This window comes from Streptomyces anulatus (genome assembly GCF_000721175.1).
Lineage (GTDB): Bacteria > Actinomycetota > Actinomycetes > Streptomycetales > Streptomycetaceae > Streptomyces > Streptomyces anulatus_C.
The window spans coordinates 1-24,363 of record NZ_JOEZ01000051.1; the positions used below are offsets into that span (position 1 = coordinate 1).

Annotated in this window: 25 protein-coding genes and 1 rRNA gene; 17 read left to right on the plus strand and 9 right to left on the minus strand. The window is 71.8% G+C overall.

The genetic code is table 11. The annotated features are described in order from the left end of the window. The 9 genes from rrf to IG90_RS0136250 all read left to right on the plus strand — a co-directional run. Window positions 1-78 (plus strand): 5S ribosomal RNA (rrf, locus tag IG90_RS0136210); the annotation flags it as partial. A gap of 71 nt (window positions 79-149) precedes the next feature. Beyond that, complete coding sequence (locus tag IG90_RS0136215) at window positions 150-794, plus strand: HAD family hydrolase (RefSeq protein ID WP_030594539.1); 645 nt, start codon at window positions 150-152, stop codon at window positions 792-794. A gap of 42 nt (window positions 795-836) precedes the next feature. After that, window positions 837-2,045 (plus strand): MFS transporter, encoded by a 1,209-nt coding sequence (locus IG90_RS0136220; protein ID WP_030594541.1) that lies wholly within the window; start codon window positions 837-839, stop codon window positions 2,043-2,045. After that, a complete protein-coding gene (locus IG90_RS0136225; RefSeq protein ID WP_030594543.1) occupies window positions 2,014-3,186 on the plus strand; it encodes an acetoin utilization protein AcuC in 1,173 nt (390 codons plus the stop codon). The genes IG90_RS0136220 and IG90_RS0136225 overlap by 32 nt, the downstream gene beginning before the upstream one ends. A gap of 109 nt (window positions 3,187-3,295) precedes the next feature. Continuing rightward, window positions 3,296-4,111, plus strand: coding sequence for a phosphatase (locus tag IG90_RS0136230; RefSeq protein ID WP_030594546.1), 816 nt, complete (start codon window positions 3,296-3,298; stop codon window positions 4,109-4,111). A gap of 125 nt (window positions 4,112-4,236) precedes the next feature. Continuing rightward, entirely contained in the window at window positions 4,237-4,449 is a 213-nt protein-coding gene (locus IG90_RS0136235; protein WP_003968329.1) for a helix-turn-helix domain-containing protein, read from the plus strand. A 110-nt stretch (window positions 4,450-4,559) separates the two neighbouring features. After that, window positions 4,560-4,658 carry a 30S ribosomal protein bS22 gene (locus tag IG90_RS42975; protein ID WP_003948845.1) on the plus strand — a complete coding sequence of 33 codons (99 nt, stop codon included), beginning with the start codon at window positions 4,560-4,562 and terminating at the stop codon, window positions 4,656-4,658. Window positions 4,659-4,806: 148 nt separating this feature from the next. Then, a complete protein-coding gene (locus IG90_RS0136245) occupies window positions 4,807-5,895 on the plus strand; it encodes an NAD-dependent epimerase/dehydratase family protein (protein WP_030594549.1) in 1,089 nt (362 codons plus the stop codon). A 15-nt stretch (window positions 5,896-5,910) separates the two neighbouring features. Continuing rightward, window positions 5,911-6,993: a lysophospholipid acyltransferase family protein gene (locus IG90_RS0136250; RefSeq protein ID WP_030594551.1), complete on the plus strand. Its 1,083-nt coding sequence runs from the start codon at window positions 5,911-5,913 to the stop codon at window positions 6,991-6,993. Between the two features lie 86 nt (window positions 6,994-7,079). Here the strand turns inward: IG90_RS0136250 and IG90_RS0136255 are convergent, their stop codons facing one another. From IG90_RS0136255 to IG90_RS0136265, 3 genes are all read right to left on the minus strand, one after another. Further along, window positions 7,080-8,291, minus strand: a complete 1,212-nt coding sequence (locus IG90_RS0136255) for a DUF5667 domain-containing protein (RefSeq protein ID WP_030594554.1) — start codon at window positions 8,289-8,291, stop codon at window positions 7,080-7,082. A gap of 211 nt (window positions 8,292-8,502) precedes the next feature. Then, window positions 8,503-9,279 (minus strand): ECF subfamily RNA polymerase sigma factor, BldN family, encoded by a 777-nt coding sequence (locus IG90_RS0136260; protein WP_003968333.1) that lies wholly within the window; start codon window positions 9,277-9,279, stop codon window positions 8,503-8,505. Between the two features lie 398 nt (window positions 9,280-9,677). Beyond that, complete coding sequence (locus IG90_RS0136265; protein ID WP_030594557.1) at window positions 9,678-10,637, minus strand: HAD family hydrolase; 960 nt, start codon at window positions 10,635-10,637, stop codon at window positions 9,678-9,680. Window positions 10,638-10,772: 135 nt separating this feature from the next. Here IG90_RS0136265 and IG90_RS0136270 point away from each other — a divergent pair, with 135 nt between their 5' ends. From IG90_RS0136270 to hemB, 6 genes are all read left to right on the plus strand, one after another. Beyond that, the gene (locus tag IG90_RS0136270) at window positions 10,773-11,063 is read left to right on the plus strand and encodes a glutaredoxin family protein (RefSeq protein WP_030594560.1); all 291 of its coding nucleotides are present in this window, start codon (window positions 10,773-10,775) and stop codon (window positions 11,061-11,063) included. A 257-nt stretch (window positions 11,064-11,320) separates the two neighbouring features. Beyond that, a complete protein-coding gene (locus IG90_RS0136275) occupies window positions 11,321-12,082 on the plus strand; it encodes a redox-sensing transcriptional repressor Rex (RefSeq protein ID WP_030594563.1) in 762 nt (253 codons plus the stop codon). Next, a complete protein-coding gene (locus tag IG90_RS0136280; protein ID WP_030594567.1) occupies window positions 12,079-13,587 on the plus strand; it encodes a glutamyl-tRNA reductase in 1,509 nt (502 codons plus the stop codon). Before IG90_RS0136275 ends, IG90_RS0136280 begins: the two co-directional genes overlap by 4 nt. Next, window positions 13,584-14,570 carry a hydroxymethylbilane synthase gene (hemC, locus tag IG90_RS0136285; protein WP_030594571.1) on the plus strand — a complete coding sequence of 329 codons (987 nt, stop codon included), beginning with the start codon at window positions 13,584-13,586 and terminating at the stop codon, window positions 14,568-14,570. Before IG90_RS0136280 ends, hemC begins: the two co-directional genes overlap by 4 nt. Then, window positions 14,567-16,237 carry a bifunctional uroporphyrinogen-III C-methyltransferase/uroporphyrinogen-III synthase gene (locus tag IG90_RS0136290; RefSeq protein ID WP_030594573.1) on the plus strand — a complete coding sequence of 557 codons (1,671 nt, stop codon included), beginning with the start codon at window positions 14,567-14,569 and terminating at the stop codon, window positions 16,235-16,237. Before hemC ends, IG90_RS0136290 begins: the two co-directional genes overlap by 4 nt. Window positions 16,238-16,379: 142 nt before the next feature. Continuing rightward, window positions 16,380-17,387: a porphobilinogen synthase gene (hemB, locus tag IG90_RS0136295; RefSeq protein ID WP_030594576.1), complete on the plus strand. Its 1,008-nt coding sequence runs from the start codon at window positions 16,380-16,382 to the stop codon at window positions 17,385-17,387. Between the two features lie 25 nt (window positions 17,388-17,412). Here hemB and IG90_RS0136300 read toward each other — a convergent pair whose 3' ends face one another. Genes IG90_RS0136300 through IG90_RS0136315 form a run of 4 tightly spaced genes read right to left on the minus strand, consistent with a single transcriptional unit; the run spans window position 17,413 to window position 21,194 of the window. Beyond that, window positions 17,413-17,907, minus strand: coding sequence for a hypothetical protein (locus IG90_RS0136300; RefSeq protein ID WP_030594579.1), 495 nt, complete (start codon window positions 17,905-17,907; stop codon window positions 17,413-17,415). Window positions 17,908-17,925: 18 nt separating this feature from the next. Then, window positions 17,926-18,309 (minus strand): hypothetical protein, encoded by a 384-nt coding sequence (locus tag IG90_RS0136305; RefSeq protein ID WP_030594582.1) that lies wholly within the window; start codon window positions 18,307-18,309, stop codon window positions 17,926-17,928. 48 nt (window positions 18,310-18,357) lie between these two features. Further along, window positions 18,358-20,394: a serine/threonine-protein kinase gene (locus tag IG90_RS0136310; protein WP_030594590.1), complete on the minus strand. Its 2,037-nt coding sequence runs from the start codon at window positions 20,392-20,394 to the stop codon at window positions 18,358-18,360. Beyond that, entirely contained in the window at window positions 20,373-21,194 is an 822-nt protein-coding gene (locus tag IG90_RS0136315; protein WP_030594593.1) for a DUF4253 domain-containing protein, read from the minus strand. Before IG90_RS0136315 ends, IG90_RS0136310 begins: the two co-directional genes overlap by 22 nt. A gap of 192 nt (window positions 21,195-21,386) precedes the next feature. Here IG90_RS0136315 and IG90_RS0136320 point away from each other — a divergent pair, with 192 nt between their 5' ends. Next, entirely contained in the window at window positions 21,387-22,358 is a 972-nt protein-coding gene (locus tag IG90_RS0136320) for an alpha/beta fold hydrolase (protein ID WP_051860400.1), read from the plus strand. 92 nt (window positions 22,359-22,450) lie between these two features. After that, complete coding sequence (locus tag IG90_RS0136325; protein WP_030594600.1) at window positions 22,451-23,020, plus strand: dihydrofolate reductase family protein; 570 nt, start codon at window positions 22,451-22,453, stop codon at window positions 23,018-23,020. Between the two features lie 13 nt (window positions 23,021-23,033). Here the strand turns inward: IG90_RS0136325 and IG90_RS42980 are convergent, their stop codons facing one another. Both IG90_RS42980 and IG90_RS0136340 read right to left on the minus strand, forming a co-directional pair. Next, the gene (locus tag IG90_RS42980) at window positions 23,034-23,207 is read right to left on the minus strand and encodes a DUF397 domain-containing protein (RefSeq protein WP_078585522.1); all 174 of its coding nucleotides are present in this window, start codon (window positions 23,205-23,207) and stop codon (window positions 23,034-23,036) included. 260 nt (window positions 23,208-23,467) lie between these two features. Then, on the minus strand, window positions 23,468-24,169 hold the full coding sequence (locus IG90_RS0136340; RefSeq protein ID WP_030594603.1) for a DUF4232 domain-containing protein: 702 nt from the start codon (window positions 24,167-24,169) through the stop codon (window positions 23,468-23,470). Between the last annotated feature and the right edge of the window lie 194 nt (window positions 24,170-24,363).

The following is a 24,363-nucleotide window of genomic DNA, read 5'->3' on the forward strand; positions in this document are numbered from 1 at the left end:
CCGAACCCGGAAGCTAAGCCTTTCAGCGCCGATGGTACTGCAGGGGGGACCCTGTGGGAGAGTAGGACGCCGCCGAACAATTTTTCCGGGAAAGCCCCGTGCCTTGTGGCACGGGGCTTTTCTGCGTTCTGAACGTCTAGGGTCGAACCATGCGCTACGAACTGGTCATCTTCGACAACGACGGTGTGCTCGTCGACAGTGAGCCGCTCGCCAACACCGTCCTCTCCGGCTACCTGACCGAACTCGGTCACCCGACCACGTACGACGAGTCGCTCCGTGACTACATGGGGTCCGCCGTGCACCGGGTCCACGATCTCGTCGAGGAGCGGACCGGGCAGAAGCTGCCCGAGGACTTCGACTCCACGCTCAACACCCGCACGTTCGCGGCCTTCCAGCGGGAGCTCGTGGCCGTGGACGGAGCCGAGGAACTGCTCGGGAAGCTCGTCGCGGACGGGGTGGACTACTGCGTCGCCTCCTCCGGGAGCCACGAGCGGATCCGGGTCGGGCACCGCAAGACGGGGATCGACCAGTGGTTCGAGGAGGAGTGGATCTTCAGCTCGGAGGATGTCGGGCGGGGCAAGCCGGCGCCGGACCTGTTCCTCCATGCCGCCGAGCGGATGGGCGTCGCGCCGGAGAGGTGCGTCGTCATCGAGGACAGCCCGCTCGGGGTCGAGGCGGCGCGGGCGGCCGGGATGGACGTGTACGGATTCACGTCGATGATGCCCGCGGACCGGCTCGTCGGAGTGACCGGGCACTTCTCGGACCTGGCCCAGCTTCCCGAACTGCTCGCCTGATCGCTCTACCCATGGGTAGGGCCTGGCTCTACGCTCGCGGCCATGACAGATGCGGGCTTGCGGCACGGCAGGGCCTCCCTGGGGTTGAGCTTCGGAGTTCAAGGAGTGGCCTTCGCCCTTCTGGTGACGCGTATCCCCGCCATTCAGGACCAGTACGGGATATCCGACGGGCTGCTGCCCGTCTTCCTCGCCGCTGTCCCGATCCTGGCGGGGGCCGGCAGCGTGGCCACCGAGAAGGTCGTCGCGCGGGTGGGGCCCGGCGTCGTCCTGCGGTGGGCCCAGCCGCTGGTCCTGCTCGCCCTGCTCGGCGTGGGCGCCGGGCGGGAGGTGTGGCACGTCGCCGTCGCGCTCGGCGTCTTCGGGCTGGCCGTCGGGGCGCTGGACGCCTCCATGAACATGCTGGGCGTCAGCCTCCAACGGGCGTACGGGCGCAGCATCATGCTCGGCTTCCACGCCGCGTACAGCCTCGGCGGGATCGCGGGGGCGTCCCTGGCGTGGGTCGGGGCGCGGTGGGATCTGTCGTTGCTCGTGTCCTACCTGCCCGTCGTGGTGGTGCTGCTGCCCGCCGCGCTCGTCGGGAGCCGGTGGTACACGGAGGGCAGGGAGAACGGCGCTGAGAAGGCCGGTTCCGGGCCGGCGGGCGCGGGTGGCGCCCTGTCGTTCACGTCCTTGCTGCCGCTGTGCCTGGTGATGAGCTTCGCGTACATCGGGGACGCGACCGTCTCCAACTGGAGTGCCAAGTACCTCCAGGACGTGCTGGGCAGTTCGGAGCAGCTCGCGACCGTGCCGTACAACGTCTACATGGTGACGACCCTGCTGGGGCGCGCTGTCGGGGACCTCGGAGTGCGGCGGTTCGGGGCGGTGGCCGTGGTGCGGGGCGGGAGTCTGCTGGCGGCCGGCGGGTTCGCGGTCGTGGCGCTGGCTCCGGGGGCCTGGGTGGGGATGCTCGGGTTCACGATGCTCGGGTTCGGGCTCTGCGTGATCGTGCCGCAGACCTTCGCGGCGGCCGGGCGGATGTTCCCGGGGAACAGCGACGCGGCCGTGGCCCGGCTGAACATCTTCAACTATGTGGGGTTCCTGGTCGGCTCGCCGCTCGTGGGTGCTCTGGGGGATGCGTGGAGCTATCGGGGAGCCATGCTCGTACCGATGGTTCTGGTGCTGGCGACGCTCGTGTATGCCCGCTCGTTCGGGCCGGGCCCCGCCCGATACGGTGGCGGGCATGAGCGGCCGCACACAGCTGATGTGGGATGACGCAGTTACGGGATACGACTTCGGGGACACCCACCCCATGGACCCGGTCCGGCTGGACCTGACGATGGGGCTGGTGAGGGCGTTCGGGCTCGACGGGGCGGTGGATCTGCGGTCGGCGAAGTCCGCCGGGGACTCCACCCTGCGGCTGGTGCACCATGAGGACTACGTGGCCGCGGTGCGGGCCGCCTCCGCGAATCCGCGGGCCGCCGACCAGGACTACGGGCTCGGGACCGTGGACGATCCGGCGTTCGCCGGGATGCACGAGGCGTCCGCGCTGATCGCCGGGCTGTCGGTGGGGGCCGCCGAAGCTGTGTGGCGGGGCGGATGCGAGCACGCGGTGAACTTCACCGGGGGGCTGCATCACGCCATGCCCGGGTCGGCCGCGGGGTTCTGCGTCTACAACGATCCGGCCCTCGCCATCGCGCGGCTGCTGGAGCTGGGCGCCGAGCGCGTCGCGTACGTGGATGTGGACGTCCATCACGGGGACGGGGTGCAGGCCGCTTTCTGGGAGGACCCGAGGGTGTTGACCGTGTCGCTGCACGAGCACCCGCGGACCCTGTTCCCGCAGACCGGGTGGCCGGAGGAGACCGGGGCCGGGGCGGGCGAGGGCTCCGCGGTGAACGTGGCGCTGCCGGCCGGGACCGGGGACGAGGGGTGGCTGCGGGCGTTCCACGCGGTGGTGCCCGAGCTGCTGGCCGACTTCCGGCCTCAGGTACTCGTCACCCAGCACGGGGCCGACACGCACTTCGAGGACCCGCTCGCCCACCTCGCGGTGTCGCTGGACGCGCAGCGGGCGGTCATGGAGTCCTGCCACGAGCTCGCCCACCAGTACGCGGAGGGCGGGCGCTGGGTGGCGCTCGGCGGCGGCGGGTACGCGGTGGTGGATGTGGTGCCCCGGTCGTGGACGCATCTCGTCGGGATCGCGGCGCACGCTCCGGTCGATCCGAAGTCGGTGGTGCCGCCGTCGTGGCGGGATCTCGTCTACGCCCGTACGCGGCAGTTGGGGCCCGGCCGGATGACGGACGGGCGTACGCCGTCGTGGAAGGCGTGGGAGGACGGGTACGACCCGGCGGACCGGCTGGACCAGGCGGTGCTGGCGTCCCGGAAGGCGGCGTTCCCGCTGCGGGGTCTGCTGCCCTGAGGGGTGCGCCCTGCGGCGCGTGCGGGCATTGTGCCGGGCGTTACGCCAACGGTGGGGCGTACCGGGAATCCGGCCCGCCGGTGCTTCGCGATGCGGCAGCATCCCAGGGGTGTTGAGCACCGGGGCGTTACGCGCCCATCTGCTGGCGGCCCGGCTGGCCGGGCCCGTGGCCACGCCGCGCGAGAACAGTCTGCGCAGCTACCGGCTGTTCGCCGCCCGGGATCCGCGGGTGATGCTGGGGCTCGTGCCCGAGCGGGCCTGGGGCGAGGGCGAGCTGTTGCGGCTGATGGCGGACCGGTGCGGGGTCTCGGCGGATCCCGCGCATGTGTCCGGGCCGGACGTGATCGACCCGGAGCGGACGGTGGCCGCGCTGGACGCGTTCGCCGAGCGGCTGGCGCTGGTGGCGGAGCGGCGCGCTCCGGTCCTGCTCGGGACCGGTCATCCCCACCGACTGCTCGGTTTCTACGCCGGGCTGGCAGACGCTCTGTCGGCGGCGGGCTGTCCCGTTCTCACCCCCGCGCAGGGGAGATGTGTCGACATAACGACCCGGTTTGGCGTACGCACGTACAACCTCGACTACGTACGGGGTGTCGCTCTGGTGCGCGAACCAGGGGGGCGGCCCACGGGTGGTGTGACCGGCGCGCACACGCATTCGCCGCTTCCGGTGCGGGTCGCGCTCCAGGACGCCGCGGAGCGGCTGGGGGTGCTGCCCGAGCTGGTGATCGGGGATCACGGCTGGGTCTGCGGTGCAGGTCAGCTGGGGATCGAGGCGATCGGGCCGGCGGACACGGATGATCCGGCGCTGTTCGTGGGCGAGGCGGAGGGGCGGGTGTCCGTCGTCGTTCCGCTCGACGACGGCGTACGGGCGATGTTCTACCGGCCGTTGACGCGCTATGTGCTCAATCGGGCCTGTCTGTCACAGTAGGCCGCCGATCGCCTCTCTTCCCCACTCGCACCACCCGCCCCTAATCTGGTGAGTGAGCGCACAGCGACGAAGAGTCACCGGAGGGGAAGCCGGTGCGCGTCCGGTGCGGAAGGTACAGGTGGGTCATGGCTGCTGGCAGCGAGAGGCCTCTCAACGAGGTCAAGTTTCTGACCGTGGCGGAAGTCGCCTCGGTCATGCGAGTGTCGAAGATGACCGTGTACCGCTTGGTGCACAGCGGTCATCTGCCGGCGATCCGGGTGGGCAGGTCCTTCCGGGTACCGGAGCAAGCGGTTCACGCGTATCTCCGCGAGTCCTTCGTGGGGGTGGAATCAGCCTGAGGTTGCCTGCGGATTACGCCCCTCGCACGGTGGCGGGTAGGCTAGGCCGACGTAGGTCGTGTGGGCCCAGACGCCCCGCACCAGTGAAGATGAAGTAAGCGAGGGTAGTCGTGGGCTCTGTTATCAAGAAGCGGCGCAAGCGGATGGCCAAGAAGAAGCACCGCAAGCTGCTCAAGCGCACGCGCGTTCAGCGTCGCAACAAGAAGTAAGCGAACGCAGTTCGTGAGATCCGCAGCCCTTCCGCCGTCCTGGCGGAAGGGCTGCGGTGCGTTTCGGGGCATGGGGTCGTCACAGGACGGCGTCCACCGGCTACGGTGACGGCCAGGAAGTTACCGCGGGAAGCAGGGGAGCCGGGTCTTGGGAAAGGTCGTGCTCGTCACGGGAGTGGCCCGGCAGCTGGGGGGCCGCTTCGTCCGGCGCGTCCAGCGCGAGCCCGGGGTGGACCGGGTGATCGCCGTCGACGCGGTCGCGCCCGCGCACCAGCTGGGCGACGCGGAGTTCGTGCGCGCGGACATCCGGCAGTCCGCTCTGGCGCGGATCCTGGCCGAGCACTCCGTCGACACGGTCGTGCACCTGGACGTCTCCGGCAAGGCGCTCGGCGCCGGCGGCCGGACGACGATCAAGGAGACCAACGTCATCGGCACCATGCAGCTGCTCGGCGCCTGCCAGAAGTCGCCGACGGTGCAGCGGCTCGTGGTGAAGTCCAGTACGAGCGTGTACGGGTCGGCGTCCCGCGATCCCGCGGTGTTCACCGAGACCACCCCGCCCAAGTCGCTGCCCAGCGGCGGCTTCGCGAAGGACGCGGTGGAGGTCGAGGGGTACGTACGGGGCTTCGCCCGCCGCCGGCCGGACGTGGCGGTGTGCGTGCTGCGGTTCGCCAACATCCTGGGGCCGCGGCCGGACTCGCCGCTCGCGGACTATCTGTCACTGCCCGTCCTGCCGACCGTCTTCGGGTACGACCCCCGGCTCCAGTTCGTGCACGAGGACGATGTGATCGACGTCCTGGGGGTCGCGGCGGGCGAGCCCCGGCGCGGGACGCTGAACAGCGGCACGTTCAACATCGCCGGTGACGGCGTGCTGCTGCTGTCGCAGTGTTCGCGGCGGCTGGGGAAGCCGACCGTGCCGGTGCTGCTGCCCGCCGTCACCTGGGTCGGCTCGGCGCTCCGTACGATCGGCATGACCGACTTCTCGCCGGAACAGATCCGGCTGCTCACCCATGGCAGGGTGGTCTCGACCGTGCAGATGCGCGAGACCCTCGGTTTCCGGCCGAAGTTCACCACGGCGGAGACGTTCGCGGAGTTCGCGCGGAGCCGGGGTCCCGGGCTGCTGCCGCCGACCACGGTGGGCAGGGCGGTGGACCGGCTGGCGGCGCTGGCGCTCCCGGGAGACGCCGGGCCGCGGGAGCGCGGGGCCGGTGCGGTACAGACGACTCACGGCGCCAGGTAGAGGAGCGCACCGACGATGGCGGACGCCAAGGTCATTCCGTTCGACGACGACCGTTCGCGGTCCGGTGGCACGTCGCGTCCGGCACGGCGCCGGACCGGGGCGGGCGGTCCCGGCAGCGGCCGGGGCGACGGCTCCGCGGCTCCGGTGAGCGCTCTGCCGGGGGCGCAGGTCCCCGGGCAGCCCCCGGAGGCGGGGGAGGCGGAGCACGAGCAGGAGGAGACCCGTAGGGACGTGGACGGTACGGACGGTTCCGTGGGCGACGGCTGGGAACGGCGGATCGCGGGCGGGCTCGCCTTCCTGCGGCGGCGGGTCACCGGTGACTACGACGTCGACGAGTTCGGGTACGACGAGGAGCTCACCGATCAGGTCCTGATGTCGGTGCTGCGCCCGCTGGCCGACAAGTACTTCCGGGTCGAGGTGAAGGGCATCGAGAACATCCCGTCGGACGGCGGGGCGCTCATCGTGGCCAACCACTCCGGGACGCTGCCGCTGGACGGGCTGATGCTCCAGGTCGCGGTGCACGACAACCATCCGGCCGAGCGGCATCTGCGGCTGCTCGCCGCCGATCTGGTCTTCCATCTCCCTGTCGTCAACGAGCTGGCGCGCAAGGCCGGTCACACGCTTGCCTGTGCGGAGGACGCGCAGCGGCTGCTGGAGATGGGCGAGATCGTCGGGGTGATGCCGGAGGGCTTCAAGGGCATCGGCAAGCCGTTCGGCGACCGGTACAAGCTTCAGCGCTTCGGCCGGGGCGGGTTCGTGTCGACGGCGCTGCGGGCGGGTGCGCCGATCGTGCCGTGCTCGATCGTGGGCGCCGAGGAGATCTACCCGATGATCGGCAACGCGAAGACGCTGGCCCGGCTGCTGGGCTTCCCGTACTTCCCGATCACGCCGACGTTCCCGTGGCTGGGGCCGCTGGGCGCGCTGCCGCTGCCGACGAAGTGGACGATCCAGTTCGGTGAGCCGATTCCGACGGACGGGTATCCGCCGGAGGCGGCGGAGGACCCGATGCTGATGTTCAACCTGACGGACCAGGTGCGTGAGCAGATCCAGCACACGCTGTACAAGCTGTTGGTGCAGCGGCGTTCGGTCTTCTTCTGACCCGCTGTTTCCTGTCGGTCGCACACAGGAGGGGCCGGTACGCGATCCGCGTACCGGCCCCTCCTTCTGTGCGTTAGCCCGTTGTTCTACGGCCTGAGGTTCTCGCCGTCGATGCCGAGGCCCGGGAGGAGCCCCGGGAGGAGCGGGGGCAGGGTGACGTCCGGGGCGGCCGGTGCGCTGGACCGGCCTTCGGGGGACGGCTGGGTGAGGCCGTCCGTCGGGAGCTCGTCGAGCAGGCCGTCCGTACCGCCGCCCAGCAGGCCGTCGTCCGGGGTGGCGCCGGCGGAGCCCGACGAGCCGGAGGGCTCGGGGGTGGTTCCGCTTTCCGTGCGGTTCCCGGGCTGCTCGGAGGCGGCCGGGGGCGCGGGGGCGTCGGTCCGGGGCGAGCCGGTGCCCGGGGTGGTGGCGTCGGAGCGTCCGGTGTCCGTGTCCTTGCCCGGGGGGCGGGGGAGGAGGGACTGGAGCGGTGCGACTTCGTCCTCTATGGCGTCGAACACCGAGCTGACCTCGTCGCGGACGTCGGTGAGCTGGACGGGCAGCCGGTCGCGGAGGCTGCTCCAGGTGTCGCGGTGCGAGCGGGAGAAGGTGTCCAGGGTCTGGATGGGGCCGATCGCTCCGTCGCGCTGGTAGGCGGCGTGGAGCAGGCGGTGGCCCTCGGAGGCGTCGTGGGACATGCCGTTGAGCGCGCGTCTGACGGCGCCGAGGGATTCGTGGTCCAGGGCGCCGGAGCGGCCGCGCTCCATGAGTCTGCGGGCTTCGCTGAGCCGGGTGGAGGCCTGGTCGAGATAGGCCTCGCCGCGGTCGGCGTCGCCCCTGGCCATGCCGAGGCTGATGTCCTCCATCCCGCGTTTCAGCCCGTAGAGCGAATCACCGGGGAGGGCGTCGGAGCTGGCGGCGGCCACACCGCCGAACGCTCCCGCGGCCACGCCGACGGTGAGCCCGCCGGCGGTGAGTCCCTTCGCCCAGCGGGAGCGGGGGCGCAATTTCCGCAGTGGTGAGGCCCGGTGGGCCCCCTTGCCCCGTTGCACGGGCACCGTAGGGCCCGTGGACGCGCCGCCCTCGGCGAACATGGCTTCCATGGCCGCGACGAGCTGGGCTCGCTGCACCATTTTGACCTCGGGGTCCAACTGCGGCTTCGGTAGCTCACCGAGGCCGTTCGCCAGGGCCAACAGCGGTCCGCGGTCGGCCTGGTCGGCCGGCTCCGCGGGCTGTACGGCCGCCGCACCCTGGGGGGTCTGCTCCTCCAGGGCCTGGGCGAAGGCGTTCGCCCGCCGGTGTGCCGAAACGTTTGCGATCACTGGCGGCACCTCCTCTCGTCATGACGGTCGACTCCCCTGGCGGTCCGGAAGGTTGCACACCTTGAGCGCTTCCACTCGATGGAGTGAGTGGATACGGACAGGGAGTGACGGCAGGGGGCCTGCAACCGGCACAACGAGCCGCGCGGCACTTGGGTTACGCACGAAAGATGATCGGACCAGTGCGTGACGGGGCGATCACGCGGAGGTCCGGTCAGCGGGCGTCGTCCGGCAGGAGTCGGGCGAGCGTCCGTACGGCTCGGTACTGGAGGGTCTTGATCGCACCCTCGTTCTTGCCCATCACCCGGGCGGTCTCGGCGACCGAGAGGCCTTGGAGGAACCGCAGGGTGACGCATTCCTGCTGCTGGGGGTTGAGCCGCCGTACGGCCTGGAGCAGTGCGGCGTTGGAGAGGGACTCCAGGACGGAGTCCTCGGGGCTGCGCGCCACCTCGTTGGCGTCGAGCATTTCGCCGGTGGTCACTTCCAGTCGGAAACGACTGGATTTGAAGTGGTCGGCGACCAGGTTGCGAGCGATGGTGACCAGCCAGGCGCCGAAATCGCGGCCCTGCCAGGTGAACGTGGAGATACGGCGCAGCGCGCGGAGGAAGGTCTCGCTGGTGAGGTCCTCCGCGGTCGCCTTGCCGCCCACGCGGTAGTAGATGTACCGGTACACGGTGTCGCTGTACTGGTCGTACAGGCGGCCGAAGGCGTCCGCCTCGCCGGCCTGTGCGCGCTCGACGAGATCCATCATGCGCGCGCTGTCGCTGTCGGCGGTGGGGCGGCGGACGGTCGAGGTGGTCGAGGCGGCGCGGGTGCCGCGTCTTCCGACTGCCGCACTGCGTTCGGCCAGGGCGTAGCAAGGGCCGGCAGGTGCAGGGGTGGCAAAAGCGGGGACGGCGTACGCGGTGGGGACGAAGCCGCGCAAGCGGTCAATGACCGATGCACGCAGCGTAGCCAGGCCCGAGGCGTCAACCCCGACGTGTGGGTACACGGGACTCCCAGAGGCAGAGCTTCCATCACGAGCAGTTCGAAAATCGTCACCCGTGGTAACGGGTGACGGTCTCCGTGATGCGTCTGAGGAGAATAACGCTTCGTGCAGGCAGCACTACACCCAGTTGTCTAAATCACCGGTTCCGTCGCTTCTGTTATCGCTAAGTGACGTATCAAGTAGCACTTGGTGACCGTTTATTGATCGGATTACTTCGTGATCTGCCTACGGGGGCGACGGGTTGTGGCCGGGAGCCGACGATCCGGCTGGCCGGAGGGGGCGTTGCCCGCGGTTACGGAGCTGATCGCGATCGGGCGCCCGGCTCCGGGCGTGGCTGCGCCCCGTGACCGTTCGCGGTGGGCGGGCACGGGGTGCGGGGGAAGCGGGGGAAGGGCTGTGGGTCAGCGGCGGCGGCGGTGCAGGGCGACGGCGGCGACCGTGCCGCCCGCGAGCGCGCCGACCCCGGCGGCGGCCGGGATGCCGACCTTGGCCGCCTTGCGGCCGGTGCGGTAGTCGCGCAGCCGCCAGTCGCGGGCGCGGGCGTGCTTGCGGAGCTTGGTGTCCGGGTTGATCGCGTAGGGGTGGCCGACCAGCGAGAGCATCGGGATGTCGTTGTGCGAGTCGCTGTAGGCGGCGCAGCGCTCCAGGTCCAGGGCCTCGGCGGCGGCCAGGGCGCGGACGGCCTCGGCCTTGGCGGGGCCGTGCAGGGGTTCGCCGACCAGGCGGCCGGTGTAGACGCCGTCGACCGATTCGGCGACGGTGCCGAGCGCGCCGGTCAGGCCGAGGCGGCGGGCGATGATGGTGGCGGTCTCCACGGGGGCGGCGGTGACCAGCCAGACCTTCTGTCCGGCGTCCAGGTGGGCCTGGGCCAGGGCGCGGGTGCCGGGCCAGATGCGGTCGGCCATGTACTCGTCGTAGATCTCCTCGCCGATGGACATCAGCTCGGAGACGCGGTGGCCCTTGACGATGGACAGGGCGCTGTCACGGGCGTCCTGCATGTGTTCGGGGTCCTCGACGCCGGCCAGCCGGAACCACGCCTGCTGCCAGGCGAACCGCGTGAGCTCGCGGCGTTCGAAGAACTTCCGCTTGTAGAGGCCGCGGCCGAAGTGGAAGATCGCGGCGCCCTGCATCACCGTGTTGTCGAGGTCGAAGAAGGCGGCTGCGCGGTCGTCCCCGGCGACGGGGAACGCGGGCTCCACGGGAGGTGTCGCGCCCGCTTCTTCCGGGGTCTTGGTCAGGAGGGCGGAATCGTCGTCGGCGGCCGAGGTCTTGCGCGCGGCCTCGGCCGCGGCCTCGCCTGCCAGGACGCTCCGTGCGGTAGCGGAACGTCTACGGGGTGTGAGCCATCCAAGAGCGGCCATGCGGTGAGCATAGCCAGTCCGTTCGTATCTGCCCGACCTGCCGTGATGCACAGGTGTGAACGCTGCGGGTCGGAATGGTGAACCGGGCGATTCCGGGCGGTCCGGTGCGGTGGTCCGCGGGCGCAGAATGAAGGCATGAGTGCTCTGCTGCGACGTACGAGGAAGAAGCCCGCCGAGCGGGTGGTCACGTTGATCGGGAAGCCCGGCTGTCATCTGTGCGAGGACGCGCGGGCGGTGGTGGGCGAGGTCTGCGAGGAGACCGGTGCGTCGTGGGTGGAGAAGGACATCACCGAGGACGAGGAGCTGCACAAGGAGTACTGGGAGCAGATTCCGGTGGTGCTGATCGATGGCGAACAGCACACGTTCTGGCGCGTGGACCCGGCGAGACTGCGCAAGGCGCTGGGTGCGGACGCGAAACCCGGTTAACATTGCGGGCGTTTTGAGTGGCCTCGGGGGCTTAGTTGTGAGGAGTGTGTACTGCTTTGCCCTCTTCGAGGCTGCAACCGGCCGATGCGGTCCCCGGTTCCGGGATCGCGCGGGAAAAGCGCGTGACCCCGGTCACTTTGACCAGACAAAACGGACACCATCTTTGTGCACGCGTTCACAAAGGCATAGCCTGCATTCGACGGGGCGGTCTAGGGACATACGGCCGCCTGCAGCCCCGCTCATCCCGCAGGAGCACCGTGGCAACTGGCCGAACTCACCGACCGGCGACCCGTAGCCGAGGAATTCCCGAGGCCACCGTCGCCCGACTTCCGTTGTACCTGCGCGCCCTGACCGCGCTCTCCGAGCGATCGGTCCCCACGGTCTCCTCCGAGGAGCTGGCCACGGCGGCCGGGGTCAACTCGGCGAAGCTGCGCAAGGACTTCAGCTACCTGGGGTCCTACGGCACCCGCGGTGTCGGGTACGACGTCGAGTATCTCGTCTACCAGATCTCGCGCGAGCTCGGGCTCACCCAGGACTGGCCGGTCGCGATCGTCGGCATCGGTAACCTCGGCGCGGCCCTCGCCAACTACGGCGGCTTCGCCTCGCGCGGCTTCCGGGTCGCGGCGCTGATCGACGCCGACCCCGCCATGGCCGGTACGCCGGTGGCCGGGATCGCCGTCCAGCACACGGACGACCTGGACCGGATCATCAGCGACAACGGTGTGTCCATCGGTGTGATCACCACCCCGCCCGGCGCGGCCCAGCAGGTCTGCGACCGGCTCGTCGCCGCCGGTGTGACCTCCATCCTGAACTTCGCGCCGACCGTGCTGTCGGTGCCCGAGGGCGTCGACGTACGCAAGGTCGACCTCTCCATCGAGCTCCAGATCCTCGCGTTCCACGAGCAGCGCAAGGCCGGCGAGGACTCCGCCGCCGAGGACGCGGGCGCGCCCCCGATGCGGGCCACGCCCGCGAGCCGGAAGGGACCTGACGGGGACATGCCCGCCGTGATGCCGGCATGAGCCTCCTCGTCGTCGGACTGAGCCACCGCAGCGCCCCCGTATCCGTACTGGAGCGGGCCTCCCTCGCTGCCGATGCCCAGGCCAAGCTGCTCCAGGACACCCTCGCCGCGGAACCCGCGACCGAGGCGGCCGTGCTGGCCACCTGCAACCGCATCGAGCTGTACGCCGACGTGGACAAGTTCCACGCGGGCGTCGCCGAGCTGTCGACCCTGCTCGCCCAGCACAGCGGCGTCGGTCTGGAAGAGCTCACTCCGTATCTCTACGTGCACTACGAGGACCGGGCCGTCCACCACCTCTTCTCGGTGGCCTGCGGTCTCGACTCGATGGTCGTCGGCGAGGGGCAGATCCTCGGCCAGATCAAGGACGCGCTCGCGCGCGGCCAGGAGCTGCACACCGCCGGACGGCTGCTGAACGACCTCTTCCAGCAGGCCCTGCGGGTCGGCAAGCGCGCCCACAGCGAGACCGGCATCGACCGGGCCGGGCAGTCGCTCGTCACCTTCGGGCTCCAGCAGCTCGCCGTCGGCGCCGACCCCGAGGGCTGGGTCGCCGGCAAGCGTGCCCTGGTCATCGGCGCCGGTTCCATGTCCTCGCTGGCCGCCGCGACCCTCGCCCGGACCGGTGTCGCCGAGATCGTCGTCGCCAACCGGACCCGTTCCCGCGCGAACCGTCTGGTGGAGATCCTCCAGCAGGGCGACGACACGGCGGTGCGCGCCCACGCGGTCGAGATGTCCGCGGTCGGCGACGAACTGACACGTGCCGACATCGTCGTCTCCTGCACCGGTTCCACCGGCCTCGTGCTCACTGCCGACGCCCTCGCCGACGCCCTGGGTGTGACCCTGGACGCGGCGCCCGAGCGGCCCGCGGTCTCCGTCCCCCCGGCTCCGGCCGACGTCGACCAGCACGCCGCCTGGGTGGAGAACGGCTCCGCCGCCTCCGCCGCGCAGGCCGGTCCGGCGAGCACGCTGCGCCGGGTCACGGTGCCCGCCCGGTCCACCGGACCGGTCCGGCTCGCCCTGCTCGACCTCGCCATGCCGCGCGACATCGACGGCGCCGCCCACCGCATCGACGGTGTGCGCCTCGTCGACATCGAGTCGCTCGCCGAGGCGTCCGCGGACGCCCCGATGGCCGCCGATGTGGACCGGGTCCGCACCATCGTGTCCGACGAGGTGGCCGCCTTCGGCGCCGCCCAGCGGGCCGCGCACGTCGCCCCGACCGTGGTCGCCCTGCGCACCATGGCCGCCGGCGTGGTCGCCGGCGAGATCGCCCGGCTGGACGGCCGCCTCCCCGACCTGGACGAGAAGCAGCGCGCCGAGATCACCCAGACCGTGCGCCGCGTCGTCGACAAACTCCTGCACGCGCCCACCGTGCGGGTCAAGCAGCTCGCCAGCGAGCCCGGCGGCGCCGGGTACGCGGACGCGCTGCGAGAACTCTTCGACCTGGACCCGCAGACGGTGGCCGCCGTCTCCCGGGCAGACCTGAACGACCCGAATAGAGGGCGGTCATGACCGACAACTCATCCCCGGGCGCGCGGAATCCCGCGCCGCTCCGGCTGGGCACCCGGCGCAGCAAGCTCGCCATGGCCCAGTCCGGACTCGTCGCCGAGGCGGTTCGCGAGGTGACCGGGCGCGCCGTCGAGCTCGTCGAGATCACCACGTACGGGGACACCTCCCGCGAGCACCTGGCGCAGATCGGCGGCACCGGCGTGTTCGTCGCGGCCCTGCGCGAGGCGCTGCTGCGGGGCGAGGTGGACTTCGCCGTCCACTCGCTCAAGGACCTGCCGACCAGCCAGCCCGACGACCTCGTGCTGGCGGCCGTGCCGCAGCGCGAGGACCCGCGCGACGCGCTGGTCGCCCGGGACGGGCTGACCTTCGAGCAGCTGCCCGACGGCGCCCGCATCGGCACCGGTTCGCCGCGCCGCATGGCGCAGCTCAACGCGTACGCCCGTTCCCACGGACTGCGGATCGAGACCGTCCCCATACGGGGCAACGTCGACACGCGGATCGGGTTCGTGCGCGACGGTGAGCTCGACGCGGTGGTTCTCGCCGCCGCCGGGCTCAGCCGTCTCGGCCGGAGCGGTGAGGTGACCGACTTCCTGCCGGTCGACACCGTCCTGCCCGCTCCCGGCCAGGGAGCACTGGCGATCGAGTGCGCCGCGTCCAGCGCCGACCTCGCCGCCGCGCTCGCCGAGCTCGACGACCCGTACACCCGGGTCGCCGTGACCGCCGAGCGTGCCCTGCTCGCCGCCCTGGAGGCCGGCTGCTCCGCACCTGTGGGTGCGCTGGCCGACCTCCTGGTCGACGGACAGGTTGTCAACGAACTGCGCCTGCGCGGAGTCGTCGGTACCACCGACGGTTCCTCGCTCGTGCAGCTGTCCACCACCGGTCCCGTCCCCACGTCGCACGACGACGCGGCGGCCCTCGGTCGCGAACTCGCGGCCGAGATGCTCGCCAAGGGTGCGGCCGGTCTTATGGGGGAGCGAGCACTTTGAGCCCCACCGGCCCCGCCGCATCCGACTTTCCGGTCCTGTCCGCCCAAGGCCAGGTCACCTTCCTCGGCGCCGGTCCCGGCGACCCGGGACTGCTGACCCTGCGCGCCGTCGAGGCGCTCGCGAGCGCGGACGTCCTTGTCGCCGAGCCCGATGTGCTCGACGTCGTCCGCAGCCATGCGCGGGCAGGGGTGAGCACGCCTGAGCTGACCGTCGTTGACACCTCGTCAACAACCGTCGGTGTACCCGTTCTCAGGGATGCGGCCAATCTTGTCATGGAGGCCGCGAAGGGCGGCAGGCGGGTGGTCCGTGCTGTCGCGGGCGACCCGGGCCTGGACGGGGACGCGGGGGCGGAAATGCTCGCCTGCGCCGCCGCCGGGGTGCCCTTCGAGGTCGTCCCGGGCATCGCGAACGCCGTCGGCGTGCCCGCGTACGCCGGCGTGCCGCTGCGCGACGCGCAGGGCGCGGACGTCCGCTTCGTCGACGCCCGTACCGCGTCCGACCGGTGCTGGAGCGAGGTCGGCGCGAGCGACGCGACCGCCGTCGTCTCCACCACGCTGGACTCGGTGGCGGCCGCCGCCGGCGAGCTGGTCTCCGCGGGCCGCAAGCCCGACACCCCGCTCACCGTGACGATCGCGGGCACCACCACCCGCCAGCGCACCTGGACGGCGACCCTCGGGACGATCGCCCAGGTCCTCAAGCAGGCCAAGGTGCTGCCCTCGCCCGAGGGGCACCGGCCGGTCATAGCCGTCGTCGGAGAGCGCAGCTCCGCCGCTCATCGCGACCAGCTCGCGTGGTTCGAGTCCAAGCCGCTGTTCGGCTGGAAGGTACTCGTCCCGCGCACGAAGGAGCAGGCAGCTTCGCTCTCCGACCAGCTGCGCTCCTACGGTGCGGTGCCGCACGAGGTCCCGACGATCGCCGTCGAACCGCCGCGTACGCCCCAGCAGATGGAGCGCGCGGTCAAGGGCCTGGTCACAGGGCGCTACGAGTGGATCGCCTTCACCAGCGTCAACGCCGTCAAGGCGGTCCGGGAGAAGTTCGAGGAGTACGGGCTCGACGCCCGGGCCTTCGCCGGGATCAAGGTCGCCGCGGTCGGCGAGCAGACCGCCGCCGCACTGATCGACTTCGGCGTCAAGCCGGACCTGGTGCCCTCCGGTGAGCAGTCCGCCGCCGGGCTGCTGGAGGACTGGCCGCCCTACGACCCGGTCTTCGACCCGATCGACCGGGTGTTCCTGCCGCGCGCCGACATCGCCACGGAGACCCTGGTGGCCGGGCTCATCGAGCTGGGCTGGGAGGTCGACGACGTCACCGCGTACCGCACGGTCCGCGCCTCGCCGCCGCCCTCCGACACCCGCGAGGCGATCAAGGGCGGCGGCTTCGACGCGGTCCTGTTCACCTCGTCCTCGACGGTGCGCAACCTGGTCGGCATCGCGGGCAAGCCGCACAACGTGACCGTGATCGCGTGTATCGGCCCGGCCACGGCGAAGACCGCCGAGGAGCACGGACTGCGGGTGGACGTGCTGTCCCCGGAGCCGTCGGTGCACAAGCTCGCCGAGGCGCTCGCCGCCTTCGGTGCGCAGCGCCGGGACGCGGCGAAGGAGGCCGGTGACCCGGTGACCCGGCCGAGCGAGCGGCGCCCGGGTGCGCGCAGGCGTCGGACGACGACGTAGTGGTACGAGGATGAGCGGGCCCGGTCGCTTCGGCGGCCGGGCCCGCCGTCTTTTCCGGAGCCGGCCGCCGGGGCCTGTTCGCGGGCCTTTCCCGGCGTGGGTGTCGGTAAGACCGTGCCGCGCACAGGTCTATCGTCGAAGGATGACTGCGTACGGAAACTTCCCCGGCTCCCGCCCCCGGCGGCTGCGGACGACCCCGGCGATGCGGCGGATGGTCGCCGAGACACGGCTCGACCCCGCGAACCTGATCCTTCCCGCGTTCGTACGGGAGGGCATCGACGCCCCGGTCGCCATCTCGGCCATGCCCGGCGTGCACCAGCACACCCTGGACACCCTGCGGAAGGCGGCCGTCGAGGCGGTCTCGGCCGGGGTCTCGGGGATCATGCTCTTCGGGGTCCCGGAGGACGCGAAGAAGGACGCCCGGGGCACGGCGGGCACCGACCCCGACGGCATCCTCCAGATCGGACTGCGCGCGGTCCGTGAGGAGGTCGGCGACGACCTCGTCGTGATGTCGGACCTGTGCCTGGACGAGTACACCGACCACGGTCACTGCGGGGTCCTGACGGCGGACGGCCGCGTGGACAACGACGCCACCCTGGAGCGGTACGCGGAGATGGCTCAGGTCCAGGCGGACGCCGGGGCCCACGTGGTGGGCCCCAGCGGGATGATGGACGGCCAGGTCGGCGTGATCCGGGACGCCCTGGACCAGACCGGGTACGAGGACGTGTCGATCCTCGCCTACACCGCGAAGTACTCCTCCGCCTTCTACGGCCCCTTCCGCGAGGCCGTCGGCTCCTCGCTCACCGGCGACCGCAAGACCTACCAGCAGGACCCGGCCAACTCCCGCGAGTCGCTGCGGGAGCTGGCGCTGGACCTGGCGGAGGGCGCGGACATGGTCATGGTGAAGCCCGCCGGACCGTATCTGGACATCCTCGCCAAGGTCGCGGAGTCCGTGGAGGTGCCGGTCGCGGCGTACCAGATCAGCGGCGAGTACGCGATGATCGAGGCCGCCGCCGAGAAGGGCTGGATCGACCGGGACAAGGCGATCCTGGAGAGCCTGACCGGGATCCGGCGGGCCGGGGCGCAGATGATCCTCACCTACTGGGCGACCGAGGCCGCCCGGTGGCTGGGACGGGACGCGCGGCGCTGAGCCGGTCCGCTCGGCCTGTTGTGGTTCACGGCCCACCCGCTCCGGTCTCCTGGAGCCGGTGGGCCTCCTCGATGGAGAAGCGGGCGCTGTCGCGTACGAGCGGGTCCTCGTCGGCCCGTGCGGTGGTGTTCAGGACGGTGGCGACGACCGGGTCGTCCGTGTAGGGCGCCAGCGACATCGCCGCGTACTGGCGGACCAGGTCCTCCTCCGGGTCGCGCAGGGCCCTGAGCAGGGCGCGGCCCGCTTCGTGGCGCAGCGCGGGATCGGCCGGGGGCCACAGGCGCAGGACGGTGGCGCTCTCGACGCGGGCGAGGTCGTATTCGCCGGGGTCGGCGACGACCGAGACGAGGAATGGCAGCGCCTGGGCGTTGGCGTCCAGCTCGGTGATGATCTCGGGCTTGCGGTCGCTGCCTGCGGGCAGTGCGCGGAACTCGGCTATCAGGCGTTCGGCGGCCTCGGCCGTTTCCGTGGCTTCGGCCGAGGCGGCTTCCGTCGCGGTCAGGACGTTCGTGTCGTTCATGGGGGTGGACACTTTCTGTCAGGGCCAGTCGACCAGTGCCATGAATGCTACGAAAGCGACCACCACGGTGGTGGGTGCGGCGAGTGCCAGGCCCACCCGCCGGGCGGCGTAGCGGAGCTGGTGGGGGACGGCCCAGCTCGCGATCAGCACGATCAGGGCGAGGAGCAGGCCGATCCACAGGACGGTCCACGCGATGGTGAAGCTCGCGTCGAAGCGGTCGGCTGCCGGCCCGTTGCAGGAATCGCACGCCATCGGGGTGAGCCCGCCGATGAACAGCGCGAGGAGTCCCATCGGCAGCGTCACGACCGTGGAGATCAGCGGGGCGACCCAGGCGCGGGGGTCGGGGGTGTGCGCGGGGGTGGTCGCCGGGGTGCTGCCGTCGTCGTAGCTGTTCTCGCTCATGTGGCCGAGTCAACCCCGGGGGCTCGCCGCCCGCATGAGTACGAGGGCTCAGCCCGCTGCTGTCCTGTCGGCGCGGGCCTGTGCCCAGGCGTGCGCCGCCGCCCGTTGCCCGTCGGTGAGGGGCGGGCGGACCTGGTCCGGGAAGCGGAACACGTAGTGCTCGCGGGCGGACTTCAGCCCGATCGCGCGGGCCGCGTCGGTGAGCCGGGGGTCGTCGGCGACCTCCTGGGCGCGCCGCAACCAGCTGTGGCTGCGCGGGTCGACGGCGTAGTGCCAGAGCGGCTGGGCGGGGTCGGCCACCCCGATCAGGACGCGGTGCAGGACGTACTCGCGGATGCCCGGCTTCCCGATCAGCCGCTCGGCGACGTGCAGGGGGTGCGTGCCGTCGAGCCGGGCGCGGAGCAGCACCCAGGTCATCAGGTGACCGGTGTCGTGGGCGCCGGAGACCACGAAGTCCCACAGCTCGGCGGCCTTCCTCTCGTCCGGGGCGCCGAGGTGGGTGAGCAGCCGGACCGGGTCCTTCCAGAGCGGCTTGGGCTTCGCCCACCAGGCCAGCAGGTCGGCCGCGACCGGGTGGGCCAGGTCCTGGGCGAGGCAGGTCAGGGTGACCAGCGGGTGGCGCCACTCGGTGTACGTGGTGCGGTACTGCTTGGTCAGCTCCTTCTTCCAGCGCGCCAGGAGTGCTTCCAGCTCGGTCTCTGTGGCCTCGCCGTGGGCGAGGAGCAGTTCGAGGCAGAACGCGATGCCCTGGACGCCGGTGGACGGGTCGGCCACCCGGTCGCGCAGCCACCGGACGTCGGCGGGGGACAGGGTGCGGTAGCGGTGCCAGATGTCGCCGAGGCCGCCCTCGTAGCCGGTGAGGTCGGGGCCGGTGCCGGCGAGCAGGTCCTGGCGGGCGGCCTCGTAGCGGTCGACGGCGGCGAGCGCCTCGGCGGCCGCGGCGCCGGTGAGGCGCGCGGCCGCCTCGCGTACGCGCATGACCGTGTCCGTGGCCGCCTTGGCGGCGGCGACCCGCAGGGGGCGCGGCAGGCGGTCGTCCGTGGCGTACCGGACGTTGGCGAGTGCCGGGAACAGGGCGTCGGCGGCGGTGTTCCGGTCCGGCCGCGCACGCCTCTCCTCCAGGACGGCGGTGCGCAGCGCGCCCAGCAGGCTGGTCTGCGCGGTCTCCGGCGCGGCGAGCTCGGTCAGCTCCTCGGAGAGCGTGCGGGCGGCCCGGACCGGGTCCGGTTCGCGGAGCGTGTGGTGCGTGCGGAACCAGGCACGTACGGCGGCGTCGTCACCGGCCGCCGCGGTGCTCCGCAGGGCGGCCAGCGACCGGGCCGAAGGATGTGCGGCGAGGACGTGGGCCGCCGTCGCACCGAGTTCGGCGGCTACCTTCCAGGCCTCCGGCCGCCCCTGGCGCAGCAGCGCGTGCAGCACCGGCCGCCAGCCGCGCCACACGGCGAGCCGTCCGGCGTACGTCTCCTGCCAGGCGGCCAGCAGACGTGAGGTCTCGTCCGGTGTGAGCGCCTGACGCTGTTCCAGCGGCATGGCGAAACGAGCGGCCGCGGCCAGGTCCACCGGGCCCGACAGCCGGTCGTGCAGCCAGCGTTCCTCGGGTTCGGTCAGCGGCGCGTACGTGACGGACTCCGTGCTCCGGTCGCGTGGCTCGTCGATACGGCGCAGGAACTGGCGTACTCCGGCGGCGTCCTCGGGATCCGGCAGGCCGTCGGCGTCCGTCTCCGTGGCCTTGTCGAGCCGGAACGCGCCCTGGGGACCGCCGTTGACGATCCGATAGCCCTCCGGGCCGTCACCGAGACCGGCGGTGACCGTGGCGTGCTCGCCGCCCCAGTGCAGATACAGCTCGCCGGTCAGCGCGCCGGAGCGGTCGAAGGCGTCGTGGGACTGCCGGTGCCAGTACGCGAACGACGTGTCGGTGGCGATGGACCGGGCCGCGAACAGCTCGGCCGCGTCCTCGTGGCCGTCGGACTGCGTGTAGCGGCCCAGGGTCGGGGGCGGCAGCACCACGAAGCCGTCGCCGCCCAGTGTCCGCCACCATGCCTTGATCCTGCTGAGGTCCGTTTTCAATCCCACCAGAACGACCATGCTTCCTGGTTGAGCACGGCCTTCTCCGCGTACACGTCGAGGTCGTACGGCGGGGACTGGTCGATGTTGTCCGGGCAGAACGCGTAGTGCTCGGCGGCCAGGGCGCGGGCCTCCTCGATCGAGGCGGGTGGGCGGCCCACGGAGACGGTCATCGTGTCGAAGCCGAGCACCACGACCCGTGCGTCGTAGCGGTCCTCCCAGGAACGGAGCACCGCGCAGAGCCGGGCCACGTCGCCCTCGTGGTTCATCGGGCCCGACCAGCCGATCGCCGCCGGTATGTCCGCGCTGCGGCGGGCCGGCACGAGGGCGATCCGGGCCCCGCCGGGCCACTCGTCCGCGTCGGCGGCGATCACGCCCGCGAGACCTGCGGCCGCCGTGTCCGCGTCCTCGGACGGCTCCCGGGCGGGGACGGGCGCGAGGCCGGGCCAGGAGCCGGGGCCGCCGGACTGCTCCCCGGTCGCCGTGCCGTCGCCCACCTCGTCGTCCGCGTAGTCCGTCCAGTAGCCCGCCAGCACCTCGTCGGCGTCGTGGTCGCCGGGATATGACGTGCCGTCCGGGCAGAGGTCCCAGTCGTCGGGCCACTGGTCGCGGGGGCCGCCGGTGACGAGCACCGGCAGCAGTCCGAGCCGCCGCCCGGCCGCCCGCAGGTCCGACCAGTCGCGCGGACCCGCCGGGCCGTCCGCGTACCAGAGCAGCGGCTCGTGCCACGGGCCGTCCAGCGTGGCGTCCACCAGGGAGCCGGGCGGGAGGTCCAGGCCGGACGTGGCCAGGGAGGGCAGAGGATTCGGGAGCGTCGCCATGGTGGGGAGCCTAGGCGGCGGCACTGACAACGTGCGGGGCGGCGACACCGACGTACGACGACCTCTTGGCCGCCGGGGGCCCGCGGGTGGTGGACAGCAGCGGGAGCGCCGCGTGGGGTGTCTGACCGTCCCGACGGGCCCGAGGGCCCAAAGCCGGTGCAGGTCGGTGGTGGCTCGATCATGATGTCGGGCATGAGTTTGTACGTCGACGATCCCGCCCGCCTCGGAACCACGCGCCTCTCCGACGGGAGGGTGCTCGGCTGGGCCGAGTGGGGGCCGCAGGACGGGCTGCCCGTCCTGCTCTCCCCCGGGGCCGCGACCAGTCGGTGGCTCGGGATCGGGGCCGGGGCCGTCGAGAACGAGGGCGTCCGGCTGGTCTCGGTGGACCGGCCCGGGCTCGGGGTCTCCACGCCCGCGCCCGACCGGGCCTTCGCCGACTTCGTGGACGACGTGAGGGAGTTGACCGCGCTGCGCGGCCTGGGCCCGCGTCCGGCCATGCTCGGGAACTCCCAGGGCGCGCCCTTCGCCCTCGCCTGCGCGGCGGCGGGCGTCGTCTCCGCGCTCGCGCTCGTCTCGCCCGCCGACGAGGTCGCGGCCCCCGAGTTCGCCGCCGCCCTGCCCGACGATCTGCGGGGCGTGGTCGCGCGGGTGGCGGAGGACCCGGTCGGGGCGGAGAAGGCGTTCGCCGGGTTCGACGCGGACGGGATGCGGCGGATGGTTCTGGCCGGAAGCCCGGCGTGCGATCTCGCCGTGTACGAGGATCCCGGCTTCGCCGCCGCCTACGGCCGCGCCCTCGACGAGGCGTTCTCCCAGGGCGCGGCGGCCGGGTACGCCCGGGACACCGTGCTCGCCATGGGGCGCTGGCCCATCGACCTCGGCGCGATCACCGTCCCGGTCGAGGTCTGGTACGGCGAGGAGGACGCCTCCCACTCGCCCGACCTCGGCCGCCGGCTCGTCTCGCGTATTCCCGGCGCGCGGCGCACGGTCGTGCCGGGCGTCGGCGGTGCGCTGCTCTGGGCCGCCGCCGAGCCGATCCTGGCGTCGCTGGCGGAGACCGTCCGGCCGGACGAGCCGGAGGAGCGGGACTGGCGGGAGGAGCAGGCCTGGCGGAGGACCGTACGGGGGAGACGGCCGGGGGCCGTGCAGGGGGGCGGGCGCGGCTAGACCCCGCTGTCAGTGCCCGGGCTTATCGTCGAAGCCCGTTGCTCGCCGCCCGGTCGTCCCCGTCGGCCGGGCCGATCCGGCAGGAGCCCCCGGTGAACAGGATCGTCACGTCCGTCTCGCTCTCCCTCGACGGCTTCTTCGAGGGGCCCGACCAGGACATCGACTGGCACACCGTCGACGAGGAGGTGCACCAGCACTTCAACGACTACCTCCGGACGATGGGCGGCTTCGTCGAAGGGCGCGTCACCTACCAGCTGATGGAGGAGTTCTGGCCGACCGCCGATCAGGACCCCGCGAGTGAGGGGCCGATGGCCGAGTTCGCGGGCATCTGGCGGAACATGCCGAAGTTCGTCTTCTCGCGGACGCTGGAGAGCGTGGGGCCGGGGGCGACGCTGCTGCACGAGGTCGACCCCGAGCAGGTGCGCTCGCTGCGGGACGCCGCGTCGGGCGACCTGGTGGTCGGCGGGGCGGACCTGCTGGAGTCGTTCCGGCGGTTCGACCTGATCGACGAGTACCGGATCTACATCCATCCCGTCATCCTCGGCCGGGGCCGCCCGTTTTTCCGGGACGCGGAGGAGCGGCAGATGCTCCGGCTGCTGGAGACCCGGACCTTCGGGAACGGGGTCGTGCTGCTCCGTTACGAGACGGTCCGGGCGGGATGACGACGGTGTGGGGTCAGGCGGTTGCCGCGTAGGCGGCGAACGCCGACCAGGCCGTGGGCGCGACGGTGAACGCCGGGCCCTCGATGTCCTTGGAGTCACGGACGTGGACGGCGGCGGGGTGCGCGGCGATCTCGACGCACTGCCCGCCTTTGTCGCCGCTGTAGCTCGACTTGAACCAGTTCAGCATGTTCTAGCGAGGAACCCCGGGCCTTCAGGCCCGGGAGGAAAGTTCGGTCTGCGTGAGGCCCGCCTCCTTGCGGAGGCGGGCCAGCAGCTTGCTCACGAGCTTCATGGTCGACGCGTTCTTACGCTGTCGCTTTCTGGGGTGCATACGGTCCCACTCCCACCCCGGAACCCACTTCACGCCTGCGCGACCCGTACAGCAAATGTGTACGGGTCGCGCACAGTTACCGCACGTCAGGCACTGGCCCGGACTGTCGCGTCCGATCAGTACATCAGGGCGCTCTCGACGTCCGACTGCCAGTAGGTGACGAAGCCCAGGCTGTCCGTGTAGGTCTCCGCCGGGAGCTTCAGCGTGGACTCGCCCTTCGACTCGTTGTTCTTGTCGACCATGATGACGCCGAGGTTGTCGCTCTTGACCGGCTCGTTCTGGCCGGGCTCTCCGAGGAGCGCGATGCCCGCGTACGCCTTGTCACCGGGGGAGACCACGACAACCGACTGCGGCTGGCTGTCGTCGTAGACCGGGTAGACGGCCTGCGCGTCGTCGAAGCGGAGGAACGGCGCGTGGTACGCGGCGCAGTCGGTGGAGCCGGTGTTCGTCACCGTGAGCAGCAGGTGGTTGATCGGGCGGCTCACCGAGGAGACCTTGACCTTGGAGTTCGTGGTCGTGCAGGCGGGGATCGACGCCGCCGCCTTCGCGTTCGGCGCGGTCTCCGGCTTCTTGCCGTCGCCGTTGCCGCCCGCGTGCTTCCCTCCGGCGGGGACGGTCTGCGTCTCGGGCGTTCCGGCCTTCGGCGCGTCCGGCTGTGCCGTGCTGTCGGTGCTCGTCGCCGCGGGGGCCGCTGTCTCGGTCGGGCCGGCCGCCTTGGTCCCCATGGCCTTGTCCTCGCCGCCGCAGGCGGTGAGCGAGAGAGCGGCGGCGAGGGCGGTGGCGGCGAGGGCGGTGGTGCGGATGCGGTTGGTGCGCATGGCGGTGGTACTCCCCGTGATCGGTTGACGTGTTGGTCCGGTTGAACGGCCGGCCCGTGGTCCTGCTGTGGTCTGGTCCGAGCTTGTGGCACGGCGGATTCCGGCCGCAACGCCTGCCGAACCATTCGGGATGCTGGAACGTCTACGCGTACGGTGACCTGCGGGGATTCCGCGTCCCTGGAACGCCGTTCCGG

Bases quoted from the DNA above. Each gene is read 5' to 3' on its own strand.
- IG90_RS0136340 (WP_030594603.1), bottom strand. From the start codon at position 24,169: ATGCGCACCAACCGCATCCGCACCACCGCCCTCGCCGCCACCGCCCTC.
- IG90_RS0136250 (WP_030594551.1), top strand. From the start codon at position 5,911: ATGGCGGACGCCAAGGTCATTCCGTTCGACGACGACCGTTCGCGGTCC.
- IG90_RS0136300 (WP_030594579.1), bottom strand. From the start codon at position 17,907: ATGAACGACACGAACGTCCTGACCGCGACGGAAGCCGCCTCGGCCGAA.
- IG90_RS0136270 (WP_030594560.1), top strand. From the start codon at position 10,773: ATGAGTGCTCTGCTGCGACGTACGAGGAAGAAGCCCGCCGAGCGGGTG.
- hemC (WP_030594571.1), top strand. From the start codon at position 13,584: ATGACCGACAACTCATCCCCGGGCGCGCGGAATCCCGCGCCGCTCCGG.
- IG90_RS0136225 (WP_030594543.1), top strand. From the start codon at position 2,014: ATGAGCGGCCGCACACAGCTGATGTGGGATGACGCAGTTACGGGATAC.
- IG90_RS0136315 (WP_030594593.1), bottom strand. From the start codon at position 21,194: ATGGCGACGCTCCCGAATCCTCTGCCCTCCCTGGCCACGTCCGGCCTG.
- IG90_RS0136220 (WP_030594541.1), top strand. From the start codon at position 837: ATGACAGATGCGGGCTTGCGGCACGGCAGGGCCTCCCTGGGGTTGAGC.
- IG90_RS42980 (WP_078585522.1), bottom strand. From the start codon at position 23,207: ATGCTGAACTGGTTCAAGTCGAGCTACAGCGGCGACAAAGGCGGGCAG.
- IG90_RS0136265 (WP_030594557.1), bottom strand. From the start codon at position 10,637: ATGGCCGCTCTTGGATGGCTCACACCCCGTAGACGTTCCGCTACCGCA.
- IG90_RS0136305 (WP_030594582.1), bottom strand. From the start codon at position 18,309: ATGAGCGAGAACAGCTACGACGACGGCAGCACCCCGGCGACCACCCCC.
- IG90_RS0136310 (WP_030594590.1), bottom strand. From the start codon at position 20,394: ATGGTCGTTCTGGTGGGATTGAAAACGGACCTCAGCAGGATCAAGGCA.
- IG90_RS0136215 (WP_030594539.1), top strand. From the start codon at position 150: ATGCGCTACGAACTGGTCATCTTCGACAACGACGGTGTGCTCGTCGAC.
- IG90_RS0136280 (WP_030594567.1), top strand. From the start codon at position 12,079: ATGAGCCTCCTCGTCGTCGGACTGAGCCACCGCAGCGCCCCCGTATCC.
- hemB (WP_030594576.1), top strand. From the start codon at position 16,380: ATGACTGCGTACGGAAACTTCCCCGGCTCCCGCCCCCGGCGGCTGCGG.
- IG90_RS0136235 (WP_003968329.1), top strand. From the start codon at position 4,237: ATGGCTGCTGGCAGCGAGAGGCCTCTCAACGAGGTCAAGTTTCTGACC.
- IG90_RS0136320 (WP_051860400.1), top strand. From the start codon at position 21,387: ATGAGTTTGTACGTCGACGATCCCGCCCGCCTCGGAACCACGCGCCTC.